This window comes from Sphingomonas sp. SORGH_AS_0789 (assembly GCF_031453055.1).
Classification (GTDB): domain Bacteria; phylum Pseudomonadota; class Alphaproteobacteria; order Sphingomonadales; family Sphingomonadaceae; genus Sphingomonas.
Map to the genome: position 1 here is coordinate 2,220,311 of NZ_JAVIYV010000001.1, position 18,609 is coordinate 2,238,919.

An 18,609-nucleotide genomic window follows, 5' to 3' on the forward strand; every position below is an offset into this window, starting at 1 on the left:
GTGGCGAAAAACCGCCGTTCCTACCCCGCCAGCGTCGGGGTGAACGTCCGCTCGGGCCGACGCCAGTCGATGCCCTCCAGCAGCATAGACAATTGTGCCGGCGTCAGCGTCACCGTACCGGTCGCGGTCACCGGCCAGACGAAGCGACCCCGGTCGAGGCGCTTCGAGAACAGGCAAAGTCCCTGGCCATCGAACCACAGCAGCTTGACCAGATGCCCCCGCTTGCCGCGAAACGCGAACAAGGCACCCGAATGCGGGTTCTGCGCCAGCACCTGCTGCACCAGCACCGCCAGGCCATCGAACCCCTTGCGCATGTCGGTCACACCGCACGCCAGGAACACCCGCGTCGGCAGCGGCACTGGCTCCGGGCTCACCGCAGCACCGACAACACCCGTGCCAGCGCGCCCGCATCCACGTGTCCGTCGACGCTCACCCGCACGCCACCCGGCAGCTCGATCTGGATAAGCCCCGATGAACATGGCGCCGGCTCCGGTGCTGGAGGGGGCGACTCCGCCACCTGTACCGCGGCGAACACCGGCAACGACGGCACGACCCCCGCCAGCTTGCCCTCGCGCAACTGCTTGCGCCACGTATAGATCAGGCTACTCGACACCTCGCGACGAGCGATGACATCGCAGACCCGAACCCCCGGCCGGAACGCCTCCGCCAGGATCTCCAGCTTCTCCGCGTCCGACCACCGCCGTCGACCCGACACCCGGCCGACCACCTCTATCCGACCAGTCATACGAGTGCTCGTATAACTGGTCGCAGAACCTGCAACTTCCCGCACCGCCCGCGCCCTCGTCAAAGGCGGAAAGCATCCCCGCTACCGGCGCTACAGCAAGGCGGCCTGCTGAACACGCTTACGTTTGCGGCGCAGTTCGCCTCGTAGCATTGTGGTGTTGAATGAGAACCGGAGAGGCGGAATACGTCGCCACCTCGTTCCGCCATCCTTCGGCATGAGATCCGTCTTCAGACTAACCGCCTGCTTCTTATTTATGCATCCGCGCGCTCGCTCGTCGGGTCAAAAAAACGGTCAGAGCCTGACCAGCACCTTCTCCTTGGCCCAGCCTTCGGCGGCGCGGCGGTCGCGCTCCACACCGCGCTGACGCGATCGATTGGACAGGCCGAAGACGTCCGCTTTTCGCACGAGCATCCTACGTTCGTCCCGTATGATCACGTTCTGGCGCTTCAGATCGACCATTACCGTATCAGTCACGACGGGGAACGGGCTCCGTCGGTCTTCAAGGCGGAAGAGCGAGACCTGCCTGCGCACCGGATCCAGCCTTGCGACATGGTCCTGCCCGAGTTCGCCGACGAAGAATACGGCACACCCGTGATAGCAGCGAAGCACGCCCTCGAGCTGCTCCACCCTGTCGCCATCGATGACCAGACGCCCATCCTCGTCCAGCGCGCCGAGTCCCTTCTCGGCCGACTTGACCATCGCTTCGGCCGTCCGCGACGGGTCTGCCAGCGCGTGCAGATATTCGAGTGCCTGCTCGGCGAACTGCTGCTGACTGCCGAAGTGGTGACGGATGTCGCGCACGATCGACGCACTTGGTCGACTTGCCGAACGTGTGCGATTGAGCACGTTCAGCGCTTGATGAACGAGCAGATCCTCGCGCCGCCCCACGGCGGCGGAACGGAAGGCTACCTCGTCGATCACGTCCTTCGCGGCGTCGGTTGCGCGGGACAGGCTCACTCTCTCCTGCGCAAGGCGGTTGTGAACTCCCGATGGAAGCTCGTCGGCATGGGGCATGCGTCCGCGATCGATCGCGAATGCCGTGATCGCCTCGAGTGGAGCCTGAATTCGCTCGATGAGGGGGACGGTCGACTGCGAAGCGCGCGGCCGCGCGCTCGCGTAAGCCGCCGTCGAGGCGCGTCGACCTCTTCGACGCTCGAGCAGGAACTCCTGCTCGTCCTCAGGCTTGCGGAAGGCGACGAAGATCCCTGGCGCCAGCGCTACCGGCTCGCTGCCCGTCGCATGCGCGACGATCCTTCGCAGCTCGTCCTGCTGGTAGTATTTCTGGAACGTGCCCCGGGACGTGAGATAGCCGTCGCGGAAGGGCTTCAGGCCATCGACCGGGACCGCGCCCACTATCATGACCGAAACGACGAGGGCGCGACCCGCGAGTGTCCAGGCGCGCTCCAGCGCCGTCGATCGCTCGCGCTCGTCCTCGATGACGTTCAGGACGAAGCCCAGGTTGACGATGTCAGCCTGCATGATCGCAGCGTCAGGCGCGAAGTGAGGATCCCATCCCGATGCCTCGACGCCTGCGGCGGTAAGACCGCGAAGGTCGTCGCCCTGACCGCAACCATAGTCGAAGACGCTGACGCCAGGCCGGATGACGCCTGTCCGCACGAGCAAAGACATGGGCTGGGAGAGATGATGGCGCACCATGGCGGTGCGATGACGGGCCACGGCTGGCCCATCAGCAATCCCGTGCGATGTCATGGCCAGCCCTCCACGTGGAGGCCGAGAATGTCGAGGCGCGATGCCCATTGACGCCGTGTCCCGATGCGATGCGCATCCATGAACGCCGATGCGGCGACCAGGCTCGACGTGAGCTCCGCCCATTGGGCGCGCAGCGGATGGTCGTCGGCGACCAGCAGTTCTTTCCTGTGAAGTATCGGCGGGTTGATCCGATGCGTATAGTCGGTCTCGGCTGCCGTGGCGGATCCTTCGGCAAGGACCCAGGACCGGGCCAGCGCCGGGAAGGGATCGCGATCGAAGTCGCGGTAGAGAAGCAGGCCGATGCGGTGGGCCTCGATGCGAGCCACGTTCCAGTCGCCGTCATATAGAGCTTGGGCACGAAAGACGGCGACTTGTTTGCTTCCGTCGAGAAGGTGCAGCGCCGACCGGTGCACGTAGACGGCTCCGCGCACCGACTTGCCGACTCCCAACGGTCAGGCCTTCGTCGTCCCGAGGGCCACGGCGGACGCCTCCTCGGGGTCAAGGTAAGGGGCCTGCGCGTAGATCAGGCCGCCAGGCTGATTGGCCAGGCGGGCGATCATGTGGCCGTGACCAAGCAGACCTTCGGCTCCTCCCTCGTCGAGGATGATCTGCGAGTTCACCCTGTTCGACACCTTCAGGGCTATTTTGTTGTTCATGTTCGCCTTGATCAGACCGGGCAGAGCATCCTTGTCAGGTCGCTGGGTAATCAGGAACAGGTGGATGCCGGCCGCACGCGCCTTGCCGCTGAGACGTACCACGTATTCGGAGACGGCGTCGCGATACTGTCCGTCCGCCTTGTCCGCCATCCAGTCGGCAAGTTCGTCATGGAAGAAATAGATGCGCGGCAGCCTATGCTGCTCGTCGACCTTGGCATTGTATGCGTCGAGGTTGGGCGATTTGGATGGGGCTAGGACCTCGGCGTACCGTCGCTCCATCTCTCCCACGAGATCCCTGAGGGCGATGATCGCCTCTTCCGCGGTCACGATAATCGGTCCGTCGAGATGAGGCACCTGTTCGATCCAGCCGTAGTCAATCCCGGCCTTGGGATCGACCAGTCGGATGCGTGCCGCAGTCGGCGAGTTTGTCGCGCAAATGTCGAGGAGGAGGTTGGCGGTGAAGACGCCTTTGCCGCCCCCCGTCTCACCCGCGATGAGCGTGTGCGGTCCGTGTTGCGGCTGACCCGCGAAGGGGCCGCCCAGGTTCAGGTACAGGATTTCACCCGTATCCTCCCGCTCGCCCAATACGAAGCTGGTGTTCCGGAACGGCGCCGTTGCAGGGAGTGCCCGGCGCTTCCAGACGTCGAGGGTTGGAAGAGTGATGCGGTCATCGCGCGCGACCATAACCACCACCTCGCCCTTGGCTGGCCGCACCGCGACGATTTCGAGACCATGCGAGGTGAGCAGCGTCGAAGTCCGCTTCTGTACGAGATCGGTCGTCATCTCGTCGCTTCCGCGAAAGCGGATCAATGCGGAATTCGGCGTCAGACGTGACCCGACCACTTCGGTCGTAAGGCCATACCCCTTCAGCGCCGTCTTCAGTCTTCTTTCCGTCGCCTGCAGCCATTCCTGACCCGCAATTTCCGCCGGGGGTATCGGGCGCTCCGCAAGTAGCTTTGCGACGCCGCTGCGGAACGCTCCGTTCAGAACGACATTGCCGGCGGGCTGCGATGCAGGTTCGCCACTCGCTGCGTCGTTGGAGTAGGTTAGGATTTCCTCCGGCAGGATGTCCGGAGACGGTAGCTCTGCCCCCGTCGATGGTGCGGCTGCCAGCGTCGACAGGACCATGTCGTCGTCAATTTCGACCGATCCCTGTTGGGAGTCGGCGGGTGAGCTTCCGGCCGCCGTGGACGAAGAAGTGGGCGGCGGACCGTAAGACGTCCGATCATCGCCTTCGTCGCCGTCTGGCGCAGAGGGCGGACCCTGCGGCGACGGAGGACTCGGCAGCGGAGGGGAACCGCCGCCGCCGCGTACGTCCTCCAGAAGCGAAGCGATGGCCGGTCGATTGAAGAACATCTGTAAGAAGCCGTCGTCCATGACGGGAGGATCGACGGGACCATCCTCGTCGTGCACGAAGACTAGGGATGCTCCTGTCACCTCAATCTCGACGTCAAGCGCCCGTATCTGCGCGATCCGTTCGAGCAGCCGATCCCCGTCCTCGCGTTCCTCGAAGCTGCCGTGCTCGACGAGCAGGTCGGCGAGCTGCGCAGCGTGAGCTGCCGCATTCAGCCGGTCCGCGCCGTTGCCATAGCGGGCACGCAGGCGATTCATGGACGACTCGGTCTGCTGACGCGACTTGCTTCGGGCTGGGATCAGGCCGTCGGCGCTGACGTACTTCGATTCGACGACCGTCAGCGTAACGACGTCTCTGCCATCGACCTCGCGCGAGCTGACGAGAAGCAGGTCCGCGACCGGATCGCTCAGCAGATGCCCGAAGCGCGTCTTGAAGTCGTCGAGGAAGAACCAGGCAAGCATCTGCCCGTGCTCGCCGACCGAGCTCCGGATCAGCTGCTCGCTGAGGCTGAGGCCGATAAGCTCCAGTGCCGCCGTGTCCCGGTTGGCCGCCCGAAGCACGATCTGGCCCGACAGATCCGCCGCACGATCGATCAGAGTTCTGGCGAGATCGATCTCGTCGTGCGGTACGCGAGCCGTGACGTCCGCGAGCATCTCGGCAAGCCGCTTCGACAGCGATCGCCTGTGAGCGCAGGTCGACACGACGAGGTTGTGACGCACCTCCTCGATCGGCACCGAACGGATGACGCTGATTCCATTCTGCCGGAACAGCCTGCGGTCCGCGATGGTGTCGAACGTGACGACCCAATCGGCGATATCGTGTGCGCGGCGAATTATCTTGGCGTTCTCGTCGTGATCGAACGATATCTCACGCACGGGCTCCCAGTGGTCGCTCCGACCGGGGTCGTCCGTCTCCCTCGATGCAAGCTCCATCGCCAGATCGAGATAGCGCTGGACGCATTCGGGGCGTGTCGGCGATGCCAGAAGCATGCGCGTCCGGTTCTCCCCTGCTCCGTGCACCAGGCGGCGGGACGGCGCCGCACGGGTCGACAGATCGACGTCCGGCCACCCGGCGCGGGTGGCGCAGCGTCGCCAGTGGGTTCCCGCGTTTCGAGCGAACACGTCCTGGAGGAAGGCGATGTCGAGGGGCTTGTTGTCGTGCTCCGACGTGGCGAGCTGCTCGACGTCCCCGATGCCGACGCGCAGGTTCGACAGAAACTCCTTGGTGAGGTCGGCGCCGCCGCTTGAGTCGAGCTCGCGTCCGATCGAGACGTTCTGCTCGGCGTACAATTGCCGTAATCTCTTGCGGTCGTCGCTGGCGATAATGAGGTCGCAGCGCAACCGCGTGTCCTCGTCTACCCGGCGCGCGAGGCGCTCCGCGACAGCCGAGGGAAGGTCACGGCTCTCGGAATTGTACAGCACCACCGAGAAGTTGGCTGCGTTGTGGGGGTGGAGATCGAGATGCTCTGACAGCACCTTCATCAGGTTGTCTGCAGCCTGCTTCGTATGCGCGCCCTGCTCCTCGCCTGCCGTTCCGGGGGCTGCAGCGGGTTCGACGTACGAATAGTCGGCTAGGAACTGATTCTCCGTCATCGCCACGAAGACGCTCTCGCCAGTCTGCAGCACGGCGAAGTCGCTGAACCAGCTGCGCTGCAGGTCGGCCTCCGCCCGCAGGACGAAGGAGCGCAGGCCCTTATCGTCGAGACCCGACGCCACCGTATCGAGGCTGTCCTTCAGCATGCGCGCGCGAAGGCCGATCTCGGCGAGGCGGAAGGGGGCTAGCGGCGTGACGATGGCGCCCGGGGAATTGCGCGACAGCGCGATCCCGATCGTCATGACAGGCGTCCAGAGTACGCGCTTGCACGCGTCCCTGTATGCATGCGTACGCAGGGCGTGGAGAAGCTGCCCGTATCGCCGCGCCTGCTCGATCACGGCGTCTTCCATCGCGCCCTTGCCGCCGATGAACGCCTTTACGGCTTCGCCATAGCTTTCGGAGAACGCCGCGTATGATGTCTCGATGGCCGAGCGGCCGGATGGCGAGACGATGTTCTTCGCGCACAGGTCCGCAAGCCCACTGGTGAAGTTTGCTCCCATGTCGGACGTCGGATCGTTCGGATCGAACAGCTGCCCTCCGTCGGTCGCGTTGACGTCGCTGATGGTCTCCCGGTCGGCGAGCTTCAGCGAGGCAGGCCCCGACACGGTGTCCTTGGCGGTCCGCGAGAACCGGCCGCAGAGCAGCTGGACCTTTCCTGTATCCGGCGGTGCGACCGCACGAAGGTGGTCGGGAAAGTTGACCCCGAGACCGCGTACGGTCGGGGTCCAGATCATCTGCGTCTTGACCGCATGGTCCAGCTTCGTCGGGTCGACGGCGCCGTCCGGCAGGAAGTCGCCCTTGCCGAGCAGGTAGACCTCGAATCGGAACTCGGCGTCCTTACCCTGGTGATCGCTGACCGCGTCGATCTCGCCCGCCCAGTCGCGCGTCCAGCAGATGCCGCAGTCGATCCTTATGAAGTCCGGAGTAATCCCGTCGAGCCCCCGGTAGCGGTCGCGAAGCGTGACGGATGCCTCCAGAACGTGCTGACGCCAGAAATCGAGCTCGTTCGCCTTATCAAGGCGGAACAGGACGATCCTATCCGCCATGTCCACGGCGGCCGTTGACAGGAGTTCGTATGTCGAGCGCAGCAGCCCGACCTCAAGATCCGCGTGGGCGCGCACCTCGCGGAAGATGAATTGCTCCCAGCGTCTCGCGAGCTTGCGGTCCTTCTCCAGCCGCGTGCGGTGGCGGCCGTACAGGGCCGTCTCCGCCGCGTCGGCCGGGCGACTCTCGTCCAGGCGCTCCAGGATGTCGCGGTCGACCGCACTTAGCGAGCCTGTGGCCTCACGATCGACATAGTCCATCGTGGCCTGACCCAGGCGCGCCTCCTTGTTCGTCTTGCGGGTCTTAATCACCTTCTGGATCGTCGACCACTTCAGGGTGACGAAACCCTCCTGGCTTTCCGTCCAGACTCCGGGCTCAATGTCGCCATCATCCAGAAGCGCCTGGAACTTCGCAGCGTCGTCGGGCTGGATTTCGCTTTCCTGTATGAGCTTGTCCAACCGCGACTGCAGCACCGGGCGTTCGAGGGGCGATCCCTTGTCGTTCCTGAGGTAGGCGACGTCTGATACTCGATTGTAGAGTTCGCTCAGCTGGGTCGCCCAGGACTCCGGAGAAGTGAGTCGCCCGCGGTCACCTGGCGGCGCGAAGCTCGGAGCCTCGGGCGGCATACGCAGCACCGTCAGCGCCCGATTGAGCGCCTTATGGGATGCCTGCTTGTCTACCCCGTCGTCGAGCTCGAGCATGAACTTCGCGAACGTCGCGACGCCCGTCGGGATGTCGGTGCGTAGCAGCCCCCTGATGGCGCGGTGGAGATAGTCCTGATGCCGCGGTTCCAGAGACCTCAGGTGAAGGCTGGCATCGAACCACGCGTCCACGTCCGCCTTCAGGTGGTCGGGAGAGATGCGATAGATGGTGGCCGCAGTCTCGCCCAATCGGTTAAGCGCCTCGTTGCCGACCGCCGACACCACCGCACGGTCGGAGTCGGTCCGCTCGACGTTGCGCCAGTGGGTGAGCGGCTCGTCCGAGATCCATTCCTTGCGGACGGTTCCACTCACCAGATCGGGATGGATGGCAATTCGAGCTGCAGGTTCCAGCGCGTGGATCGCCTCGAGGATTCGGCGGATTTGGTCCTTATCAAAGTCGAACACCGCGAACAGGACTGGTTCGTCGGGACTTGCGAGCAGCGCCCGCCGCACGCGCTGCGCCGCCACCTTCGCGACGAGGATCGCGTCGTCACGCGCCTCAAGGATGGTTGGAGACGACGACTGAATCTCGTCGGTGGTAGCGGGGGCGTGTGCGCTCTGCGTGGTCATCTACTTGCCGTCGGCCTGATGGTATGGATTGCGCACAAAGGCGCAGTCGTCGGAAAGGCGCTCGAGGAAGCCGAGCATGCGCAGGCGTTCCTCGAAGACCCGCTGGTTCACGCGGAGTTGTTCGAACGGGGCGTCGGTGCCGAGTTCGCGCTGGCCGATGGCAGGTCCGATGACCAGTCGGTAGCGCGCCCAGATCGTCTCGAGGTAGCGCTCCAGTTCGACAGGCGCCGTCACGTTGGCCAGGACGAGCGCTTCCAGGAAGCCGTTGTTCGCGGCGTACCATCGTCCCTGTCCGACCCTGCTCACTGCGAGCCCGATTCGCTCCGCCTGAACCCCGAGCATCTGCCCGAGGTGGTTCGCGTGCTTGGCGAGGGCCTCCTCGCGAAGCTCCTCGATCATGCGTGTGGGATCGGTCGTCTTCTGGTCGACCTTGAACGACAGTACCTCCGACAGCAGCTGCTTCCGCCTGGCCGTCGGATCGCCTGCTGCCCCGGCCTGCTGCCATGGATCGCTGGCCGCGAAGTCGTCGACGGTCTTCGAGATCGCCAGCCGTGAGAGCTCCCGGTGCAGCTGGAAGCGCTCTCGGGACACCCGTCGCAGGCCGCCCGCGCTGGTCATGGCCATGTCGACGGGCATCGGCTGATCCTGGCGTCGGCCGAGCACCTCGGCGGAGCGCTCGACTATATAGCGCGCCACATGGAGGCCGGTGACGCGCATCAGAGGTTCGGCGAGCTGATCGTCCGGCAGCTGCTCGAGGCTCAGAATGGCCGCCCAGTCCTCGGCGAGTCGATCGTAGACGAAGTGGTGCGGGAGCGGGAGATAGCCCACCCTGTACTGGATCGCGTCCACCTCCTCGGTCGGCTCGCTCGGCTTCTGAAGCAGCTTCGCAACCCGGTTCCATCGCCCCGTGTCGACGAGCAGCCTCCTCCTGACCAGTTCCTCTACGCGCTCCGCAAGGCTGCTGCGGTTCAGCATCAGGAAGACGATCTCGCCGCCACGCGCGAAGAACTTGCGATCGCTGGTGACCTTGCCCGTCTTCTTGCTGATGCCGTAGTCGGCAGTCAGCATGTCAGTTCCGCCTGGTATCAGGTGCCGCGAGGTGGCGCGGCGACCGCGCTCTGGTTCGACTACCGCGGCTCGCAGCAGATCGACCGCGTCGTGGAAGGACGAGAACTTGTCGAAGCGCTCGCGAAGATGAGCGACTTCCGCTGGGCTACGTTTGCCGCGCCACTTCTCCCACTTGGCCTCGTCAGACAGCGTGTCGCCGTCGGCGGCGATCCTGTCGAGGACGGGATCTTGGAAGAGGAGACTGCGCAGGTCCGCACGCATTGGCACGTCGTACGAGAACTTCTCGTGCTTGCCAGACAATGGCAGGAATATGCTTCCCTTGTTCTTGTCGCTGGCCCGCGCAGCCATGATGGCGATCGTCTCGAGCAGGAGAAGCCAAGGTGACTGATCGTTGATGAGGCGATGCCCCCAGATCATCTGCTCGATGTTTACGCCCCACGAGTCACGCTGAGCCGTTTCGGGGACGTCGAGTGCACCCTCGACCTTGAAATGAGCAATATCGGTCATGCGGCACCGAGGGGCAGCGGGGCGAGCGCCAGCCGACCATTCGAAGGAAGACGCACCAGGGTGACCTCGGTGGGTTCCGGCGGGAGCAGACCCTCCTTAGCCAGCCGGGCGACGGAGCGGAGACGGAACTGCCGCAGCTCCTCGAAGCACTGGCGGGAGAAGCTGGAGGGGAGACTGCCGTTCCGAATCCGCACGAGGTACTCGAACAGGAGGGGAGTTAGGTCGATCGCGGTGAGTTCGTTGCCATCGCGCCGTATCACCATGCGGGGACGTTCATTCGTCCCCTTGGCATCGAAGTCGACGCTGAGCCTCTCCTGCGGCGAAGCCCCGAGCCTGATCGGCGCCGCCGTGTCGAGGACTCTGCCTTGCCGGCTCTGTGTGTAGCCTGCAGGCCCAGTCAGCCAGAGCTTGTCGTCGTCGTCGGCCATTAGCCCGGTGTAGACCCTGTTCAGACCTGTGATCAGGTGACGCTGCATGCGCCCCGTGTCGGCACCGCTGGCAAGACCGTCAGCGAACCGCAGATAGTCGCCGCCGCCCGTAAAGATCGTCAGGAGCCACGGGTTCAAGCGTTCGTCTCCTTCCGGCAGCACGAAGAAGAGCCGCCTGCGCTGGTCGGCCAGCGCATCGTGCAGCACGGCCATGTCCACTTCCGCGGGCGCAGCACGATATCGGGTCCGGTGCGTCGCAAGCAGCACGTCGCCATGATGTCCGTCGGCCGCCATAAATTCAACGAAGGCTTGGGCGGGTTCCATCTCGATCATCAGCTCGTCAAACGCGTTGAGGGTTTCGCGTCCGAGCCCAAAGCTATCGAATACGGTGAACGCCCTAAACTGCTGGCGGGTGGCCGCATCGAAATTCAGACCGAGAAGATTACGGAAGGGGTTTACCCGCCTCGCCGTCTCGCCACCGGGCGCAAGGTGGTGCGCATCGGTGCAGCGGATGAGGCCTGCCGCGCCGCTATCACCCAGTAGGATGTTGGAACACAGCAGCAGCAGTTGGCGGACGGGTAGATGGGTGTCGTTTAGAGCCGCCAGGCGGATCAGCTTACCCAGACGAACACGCAGACCTGGATCCGAGGAGTCGGCGAGCACTGCAAGGTTCCGCCGGATCGGACACGTCGAGTTTTCGTACAGTGTACATCCCGAGCACCGCTCCCAGTCCGGATGCTCCACAATGGCCCTGACGACCTCGTCGAACAGCAGGTCATGAGGCTGCCTGCTGAGATTGAATAGACGGAGCGCCAGGCCGGGGGAGTCCGGCCGTTCCCGGACGAGCATGGTCCGAATGGCCTCGTCCAGCTGATCGCCCTGCGGATGTAGATGGGCGAACTGCCTTACAAAAGCGACAAGCTGTCCGTCATTGGACGCAATCAGCAGGGGAATGTTGGAAGTGCCGAACACGGACGCCGCGAAGACCTTGTAGATTTCAGCCTTCTCGTCGTCGACCAGTTCGGCGAGATCCTTGACGACCCTAACCGTTCCACCGGTTGGCAGAGAGACATCGAGCACCTTCGCGGTACCCCACTCGCTCATATCTGCCCCAACCTTCTCGAGAGCGGAGCGGCAAGTGTAGGTCTTCCCGTCTCCGGCCGTTCCTGTCAGGACGATGCTCGGCGGAGAAGCCGATTGCCAGGCCGTTAGCACCTCTTCCACTCGAGGTGCGGTCACGGTGATGGGCTGAACGTTCTTGCGCTTCGCCGTGCGCTGCACGTGCTCGTCGAACTGCGCGTTCGACGAGGGGAGCGGCCCGTAGGAGCGCAGGAAGTCGACCAGTGGGTTCTGCTTCAGCTCGAGCGTCACAGGTGGCACACGGCGCAGCCGTCCTCCGCCTTCGCCGACACGGCCCGTCTCGGCATTCGTTCGACGTCGTCCAAGGATCGGCCATCTACCCAGGTGTACTTGCGGCCCCGCTTCATGCCTTCATAGGCCTTGGCCTTCTGATACAGTTCGGGATGGCGTTCCTTCAGGCCCTGCCATTCCCCGATCTGCTGGTAGAAGCAGAAGTAGCAGCCCGACCGACTGCGCCATTCGTAGTACTCGGGCAGGCCAAGGCCGGCGCTGTCGAGGATCCGGTTCACCTCGGCGATGTCGATCGCATCGTCGCGATACGGGTATACCGGTGTGATGTTTGGCTGTTCCGAAATCACGACCGGCTTCGCACCGGCGGTGCCGCTGCCGAGATACCCCGAGCGGTTCTCGTCCGCCCGGATGCCGATGTACGAATACGCTCGGTCGGTGCCGACGAAGCGCTCGAACGGCGCAATCTTCATGATGCGGGTGCACCAGCGCGCGCGCGGGCTTGGGAGGAAGCCCGCGAAATGCTCGTAAAGGGCGATGTCGAACGCCGTGCGCCCCGGCTTTTCGGCGATGTCGAACAGATCCATCGCAGACACCCGATGGATCTTCCCGTCCAGAACGTGTTCGAGCCGATCGAGATAGTCGTAGGTCTCGGGTAGCTCTACTCCGGTGTCGGAAAAGACGTACTCAAACCGAACATCCGGATTGCGCTCCTTCAGGTATACTGCAAGCGCAGACGAATCCTTGCCCCCAGAGACAGGCACGATATGCCGTGCTTCTGTATCACGTACGGCATCGTCTACACTTGCGACGTTCATTTCCTGCTCCCAGCAGCCACGCGGCTCTTTGAACCCTTGTCGTCACCTCCGTCGATTCTGACAAGTAGTTCATTCAGCTCGCGGACTTTTGCTTCCACAATGGGGCGAAGCCCAGCGGCTGGCCTCTCGACATCGAGCGCCGCGGCCTCAATGCGTGCCCGCGCTTCCCGCAGCGCCGCTCGGAACTGTGATGAGGTACGGTCATCCCATTTATCCAGGCTGCGCTGCAGCAGTATTGAGCTCAGCGCATTCGCCAGCGATTTTGGCGAGAAGCGCCCCTCCGCGGTCTCCACTGCTTTGCGCAGCACAGAGCGATCGACAATTTTCAGATCGCCGCGGCGTTCTAGCGTCGCGACGTCGAAACAGTCCGCCCAAGTCTTCACGGTTAGAACCGGCTCGCCCGCCTCAGAGCCTGTTCGGAACCCCTCTTGAAGAAGTGCTACCGCCTCGTCGGCGAATGCCTCCCGCAAGTGGTCGATCTCGTTTCTCGCCCGCTCCACACGAGCGATGACGTCAGGTCCGATCTTCTTCGCCCCGAAGGCGGCCGGGATGTGCTGAATCAGCATGTCGACGGGATCGGCAGGTGCCGTCGACACGCGCAGCAGCGCGCGCGCCACATCGGTCAGCCGATTCGAGCGGCGCGTGCCGTCCGATACGGTGGCAAGCCACTTCTGCACCGCGTCCTGAGCCGCCCGGATCAGCTCCGCATGCGGCGCTGGGCGCTCGTGCACCAGTACGTAGCAGAGGGCGGAGAGATACTCGCGCAGCGCATCGGTCGGCTCCTCGACGCGCATCGTCACGCCCTCGGGATAGGTGACCATCGCGTCGAAGCCGAAACCCATGATGTCCGGAACGTACGTGCCGTCGCGGTATATCGCGACGGAGCGGGCGAAGTGGCTGTATCCTGCCGCCACGAGGATCGGCATGACGGCGCGGGGGACGCCGGTGGTGACGTCCTCGAGATCCGCGACCAGCTCCGACATGCCCCGGTAGCAGCCCGGCTTGGTGGGCACACGAAAGAACTCCATGATCTGCATCCAGACCTCGCGCAGACCCGGATCCTTGATCTCCATCGGGTCTGCGAACCGGGTTGCCCCCGCCGGGCGCAGACCCGTGTTCTCGATCACGGTGCGGTATATCGAACCCTCGGCGCTTCGGTCGCCATCCTCGTACCCGAGGCGTTCGCGATCCCCGCGCTCTAGGATGGCTTGTACGACGCGCACCCGCGCCGTCTGCATGGTGCGCGATGCGGTGGCCCGCATCAGCTGCTCGTTGGCTATCCGGGGCGTCTGGCTGTACCATCCGCCGAGCAGCCGCGAGGCCGCCATCGTGCCCGGCTTTTCCTCGGTGACGTCGAGCACCTTACCGTCCGCAATCCACGTCGATGCCAGACCGCGGGGATCAAGAAGACCGCGGAGCAGGACCGCCAGCTGGCCGAAGGCGACCGACTGGAGCTCGTCGATCTCCGTCACGACCATCGGATCGGAAGCGATGAACTCCTCGTCCTGGCGGAGGGCCTCGATAGCGACGAGCTCACGCGCCGCGCTTTCGAGTTCGAGCGGTCGGTCGGGCACGACGACAATGGTGCGCCCCGGACGCTGGCGCTTCGCTTCGTCGACTGCCTCCTCGATCGCCCTCCGATCCTCGGCGACGACGTAGGCGATGGCGCCGGCCTCAGTCGGGACGGACAGACCTTGACGCAGCTCGTTCGGCGAGACGTACCGGCCTGCGAGGAACCGGTTAACGCCGAATTCTGCGTTGTGGCCGGGTGCGCGCAGATGCGGTGCTGGGAAGCGCTGCTCCAAGAAGGTGCGGATGTCGAAGTCGGCGGAGCGGCGTTCGCGTTCTTCCCGTACCCGGTGCGCGACGTCGATGTCGGCTCCGTGCCATACGGCGACGTCGTCGTTGTGCCGCCGCCATAGTAGTAGACGCGCCGCCATGAGGTCGTCGATCGCTTCCGTCACCTGCGCGGCGGGCATCGTGCCGTCGCCGACGGCAAGCTCTAGGACGGCGCGCGGCAGCCGCCGCCGCTCGCCGCTAGCCCCCAGCTGAAGAAGGCACGCTGCTGCCAGGATCTCCCGCTGGATGGGTTCGCGGGCACGGGACCGAGCGCTCTCGGTTTCTATCCAACGACGATAGGTTCCGCCAATGCCGACGTCCGTCCGCATCGCGTCGGAAAAGGCCTCATAGACGGCCTCGATGCCAACCGTCTCGGCGAGGTTCATCTCGCGCAGGAAAGAGAACAGACTTCTTTCGTTCTGGCCGACCCGGGCGACGAGGGTGGGAAGGACCTGAAGCGCGCCCGCCGTCAGCGGTCGCGCCGTCTCCAGTATCTCGCGGGCGGTTGCGACGTCGTCGACGCCGTCGAACCACCGTGCGGCGATTACGGCCGCGACCGTCTCGTCGGCAACAGCGGCGACCGGCACATCCTCCGGTCGCAAGCCTTCCACGACCGAACCCACCAGCCGGTAGAATTCCTGACTGTCCTCGACCATGCGGATGGACCGGAACCGGCCTTCCACTTTGCGCCACTCGGTGCGAGAGGTTTCGTTCAGCCTGGTCGCGTACGCCAGCAGGTTCTGGTGGAGCAGAAGCGTCAGGCTCATCGTTGGCGCGGAAGCACGCGACACCCGTTCTGCCAGCCGCTGCAGCAGATCGAGCTCGCTGGACCGTCCCTCGGCGACAAGCCCTTCCAAATGGCGCCCGAACTCGTCCCAAACGATCGCGACATGATCCCAGCTGCCCTCGCGCATGGCCTTGCTGAAGCCCTCCACGGACTTTGGCGCATGGCTCATGCCGAGCTGAGTCGCGATCTCTGCCAGCGGCTCGGACACCAGGCCGGAGAGAACGACGACGGCACCGCACGAGGCCGATCGCGAACGCCCGACGACGGCGTTCGCTAGGTTCGCGTCGAGGTCACTGATGCGTGCCGCTATCGCCTCAACTACGGGACGGCCGCTCGCGTCGTTCCTGACTTGAAGCGCGCCGACGCCTGCGGCAAGGCTCTTGCCGCTGCCGTACGGCGCTATCACCATGGTGGCGGAACCGGGCGTGACGACCGCCTCGACGATGGGCAGCGCTCGCCGAGTAGGCCGGTAGTGGGCGAAACGCTCGGGGTGGGCGAGATCCTCGACGAGGTTGAGCGAGCGGAAGAAGTCGGCGTCGATCACGAGGCGGCTCCCCCTACGCGGCGGTAGAAGTCACCAAGCCATTCGGTGACACTGCGCGACGGCACCTCGAGCCGACGCTCACCCGCCGACGTGTCGACGGTCACGCCGCGGAAGGCCTTGCCCCCGACCCTGCCGGTCATTTCCTCGACGAAGTCTAGACCAGCGCACAGGATTCTGCCCGGACCACGGCGCAAGGTCGCGAGTTCGCGCAGGCTCAGCGCGTCCTTCTCAGTCTCTTCGGACAGCAGAGACACGCAGGCGAGGAATACCTCGGGCGGCACGCCAATCGGGGCACGGCTCCGCTCGAAGCGCGCTACCGCCTCATGTCTGATCACGAGGCCTAGTTCCCGCAGCGGACAGGCTCCGACGTCGTCCGGGTCGACGGTGTCGACGCCAGGCCGCGACGCGTAGGCACTGAGAAGACAAGATACGTCCTTGGTCGCCATCGCCTGGCTGGCGGGACGCAGCGCCTTGGCCTTTGTATGCTGAACGAACGAGTCGGTACAGCCGATGCGATCGAATATCCGCTCGGAATAGTCGTTGAAGAACCAGGACCAGACCGTCCCCTCCCGGCGCGCAAGGGCGAGGTGCAGGAACCACCACGTTCCGGGAAGCTCGCAGTAGGGGTCGTTTGCGGAAATTAGCTTCGCCATCCCGGTCGCACTCTTGCCCGCACGCTTGGCGTCGTCGCCCGGAACATCCGAAAGCCCCATAGCGGATAGCCAGAACGCGAGGGATTCGACCATCTTCGAGCCGAGCCCAAGACTATCCGCGACGTCCGTCGAGGGCGCGAAGGTGCCCTCACGGGCCATCTGCGACAGCCCCTTGGGCAGCCAGCCGTACCGAACGGGAAAAGTGACGTGACCGCCGTATTGGAAGCGGACGGACGGCTGGTTCACAGGCCGCCCCTCAGGCGGGTCGCTGCGGCGACAATTATCTGCACGGCGTGGTCGATCTCTTCCAGGGTGTTGAGTGGTGATACGGAGAAGCGGACGCTGGAGAAGGCGTCCGCCTCCGACAGCCCCATCGCGGTCAGGACGTGAGAGGGTTCCGGACGTCGACTGGAGCAGGCCGACCCCTGCGACGCAAGTATGCCCTCTGCATCAAGGTTGGCCACCAGCGCCATGCCGTCGACCCCGACGAACCGGATGTTCGAGGCGTTGGGCAGTCGAGGTGACGCCACCCCGTTCACCACTGTCCAGGGCAGCAGGGTACGGATACCGGACTCAAGCCTGTCCCGCAGCATCGACATCATTGCGACGTCCTCGTCTAAGGTACTGCCCCTCTGCTCGCAGGCCGCCGCGAGGCCGGCCAGCAGCGGCACGCTCTGGGTGCCCGCTCGACGGCCATGCTCCTGGTCACCACCGACGATCAGGGGAGCATACTCGATCTCGGCGTCGGCACTCACGATGGCGCCCGTACCAGCGGGGGCGTGCAGCTTGTGGCCCGACAGGGTGATCACGTCGGGCCCATGCCCACGACCAAGTACGGTTCGGATCTTGCCGAACGACTGAGCCGCATCGGCGTGGTAGATCGCGCCGTACCGGCGGGCAAGGTCGGCGATGGCAGCAACAGGCTGGATGACCCCGGTTTCGCTGTTCGCGGTCTGGATGGAGATCAGGCTCCGATCGGGACTGCCCTGCAGACCCACCTCGAGTTCGCCGAGGTCTATGACACCATCCGCATCGACACGCACGAAGCGAACCTCGGTAAACTCGACGGCGAGACGCAGGGCGACCTTCAGGACGGAGGCGTGCTCGACTGTGGATACGAATAGAGTCTGAGCTGTATGGCCGACCATACCGCGAAGCACCGTGTTATTGGCCTCGGTGCAGCCCGACGTGAAGACAACGCCGTCCTCGAAAGCGCCTTCGAGCAGGGCGACGACGGAGTCGCGGGTCCGCTCGACGATACCGCGCGCGAGATCGCCAGCGAGATGGCCGCTGGACGGATTGCCGGCGCCGTTAGTCATAGCTTCGACGACGGCAGAAAGAACCGCCGCCGTGGGAGCGGCGTTCGCGTTGGCGTCCAGATTGACGACAGTATGATCGCCGCCGGGCGCGAAAGAAACAGGGCTACACGACGTTTCTGCCAATGTTGCCATGCACTTCCTCCTTTCCTTTCAGGGTCATCGAACGGCTATAGGAGGATTGCTGAATCCGGGCAAAGCGATTGACCGCCGATTAGGAGGTTACGTCCTTGACCGATGCGATCGCCCCCCCCCCGTGAGGGCATCTGACAGTCCCACCGCAGGAACATAATTCGAACATCCACACTGGCGCAAGGTGCGATCTCGAGCATTGATGAATGCGCCTCGTCACGCAGGCATCGGGCAGGAACTGGAGCAAGCGATCAATCACGAGGTGGCAGTTGATCTTGGAACCACGTCGGGGCACTGATGAAAGCCTAGAGAAAGGCGCGATGATGCGTGCGAAGACTGTTCTGTTCGGGCTGATTGGCATCACGCTTATCGCCCCTTTTGCGGCTACTCGAGCGTACGCACAACGAGTGTCGGCAATCCCCCTCGAGACCATGAGTTTCGAAGAGATGGCGGCGGCACGGGCAGCCGGTAGTGGCTGCACCTGGCTTGGGGGCAAGGGGCTCACGCGGCGGGTCGCGATGAAGGAGGACCGAGGGGCTGTAAAGCGTGACGGCAGGATCGTCATGTTGCGTCCTGCCGCCGACGCCAGCGAGGTGTTCCCGTATACCTTTCATCATTGGGTCGGCGGGGGCATGGACATTTTGATAAAGAACAGTGGGAAAGAGGCTGGGAGGGGGCCAGAGCACGTCGAAACCTTGGCGACGCTGACGTTGACCGAAGAAGGACGCAGCCGGTCTTGGCGAGGCCGACTCAATTGCGGTTCATAACGCTTTTTT

12 protein-coding genes are annotated in these 18,609 nt (G+C 64.4%); 1 reads left to right on the forward strand and 11 read right to left on the reverse strand.

Translation table 11 applies throughout. From position 1 onward, the window contains the following. Positions 1-20: 20 nt before the first annotated feature. From tnpB to QE360_RS10300, 11 genes are all read right to left on the reverse strand, one after another. Positions 21-374, reverse strand: coding sequence for an IS66 family insertion sequence element accessory protein TnpB (gene tnpB / locus QE360_RS10250; RefSeq protein WP_309701288.1), 354 nt, complete (start codon positions 372-374; stop codon positions 21-23). Then, positions 371-745, reverse strand: coding sequence for an IS66-like element accessory protein TnpA (gene tnpA, locus QE360_RS10255; protein ID WP_309701290.1), 375 nt, complete (start codon positions 743-745; stop codon positions 371-373). Before tnpA ends, tnpB begins: the two co-directional genes overlap by 4 nt. 291 nt (positions 746-1,036) lie before the next feature. Next, positions 1,037-2,422 carry a DNA phosphorothioation-associated putative methyltransferase gene (locus QE360_RS10260; RefSeq protein ID WP_309701292.1) on the reverse strand — a complete coding sequence of 462 codons (1,386 nt, stop codon included), beginning with the start codon at positions 2,420-2,422 and terminating at the stop codon, positions 1,037-1,039. Positions 2,423-2,451: 29 nt separating this feature from the next. After that, a complete protein-coding gene (locus QE360_RS10265) occupies positions 2,452-2,904 on the reverse strand; it encodes a hypothetical protein (protein WP_309701294.1) in 453 nt (150 codons plus the stop codon). A gap of 3 nt (positions 2,905-2,907) precedes the next feature. After that, positions 2,908-8,373, reverse strand: coding sequence for an FtsK/SpoIIIE domain-containing protein (locus QE360_RS10270; RefSeq protein ID WP_309701297.1), 5,466 nt, complete (start codon positions 8,371-8,373; stop codon positions 2,908-2,910). After that, on the reverse strand, positions 8,374-9,948 hold the full coding sequence (locus QE360_RS10275; RefSeq protein WP_309701298.1) for a hypothetical protein: 1,575 nt from the start codon (positions 9,946-9,948) through the stop codon (positions 8,374-8,376). Beyond that, positions 9,945-11,747 carry a hypothetical protein gene (locus tag QE360_RS10280; RefSeq protein WP_309701301.1) on the reverse strand — a complete coding sequence of 601 codons (1,803 nt, stop codon included), beginning with the start codon at positions 11,745-11,747 and terminating at the stop codon, positions 9,945-9,947. The genes QE360_RS10275 and QE360_RS10280 overlap by 4 nt, the downstream gene beginning before the upstream one ends. Next, entirely contained in the window at positions 11,744-12,562 is an 819-nt protein-coding gene (locus QE360_RS10285; protein WP_309701304.1) for a phosphoadenosine phosphosulfate reductase family protein, read from the reverse strand. The genes QE360_RS10280 and QE360_RS10285 overlap by 4 nt, the downstream gene beginning before the upstream one ends. Continuing rightward, positions 12,559-15,732: a hypothetical protein gene (locus tag QE360_RS10290; protein ID WP_309701306.1), complete on the reverse strand. Its 3,174-nt coding sequence runs from the start codon at positions 15,730-15,732 to the stop codon at positions 12,559-12,561. Before QE360_RS10290 ends, QE360_RS10285 begins: the two co-directional genes overlap by 4 nt. Continuing rightward, positions 15,729-16,631, reverse strand: a complete 903-nt coding sequence (locus tag QE360_RS10295; protein WP_309701307.1) for a DUF4007 family protein — start codon at positions 16,629-16,631, stop codon at positions 15,729-15,731. The genes QE360_RS10290 and QE360_RS10295 overlap by 4 nt, the downstream gene beginning before the upstream one ends. Then, complete coding sequence (locus QE360_RS10300; RefSeq protein WP_309701310.1) at positions 16,628-17,836, reverse strand: cysteine desulfurase family protein; 1,209 nt, start codon at positions 17,834-17,836, stop codon at positions 16,628-16,630. The genes QE360_RS10295 and QE360_RS10300 overlap by 4 nt, the downstream gene beginning before the upstream one ends. A gap of 203 nt (positions 17,837-18,039) precedes the next feature. Between QE360_RS10300 and QE360_RS10305 the strand changes: the two genes are divergently transcribed. Next, positions 18,040-18,600, forward strand: coding sequence for a hypothetical protein (locus tag QE360_RS10305; protein ID WP_309701313.1), 561 nt, complete (start codon positions 18,040-18,042; stop codon positions 18,598-18,600). The last annotated feature ends 9 nt before the right edge of the window (positions 18,601-18,609 follow it).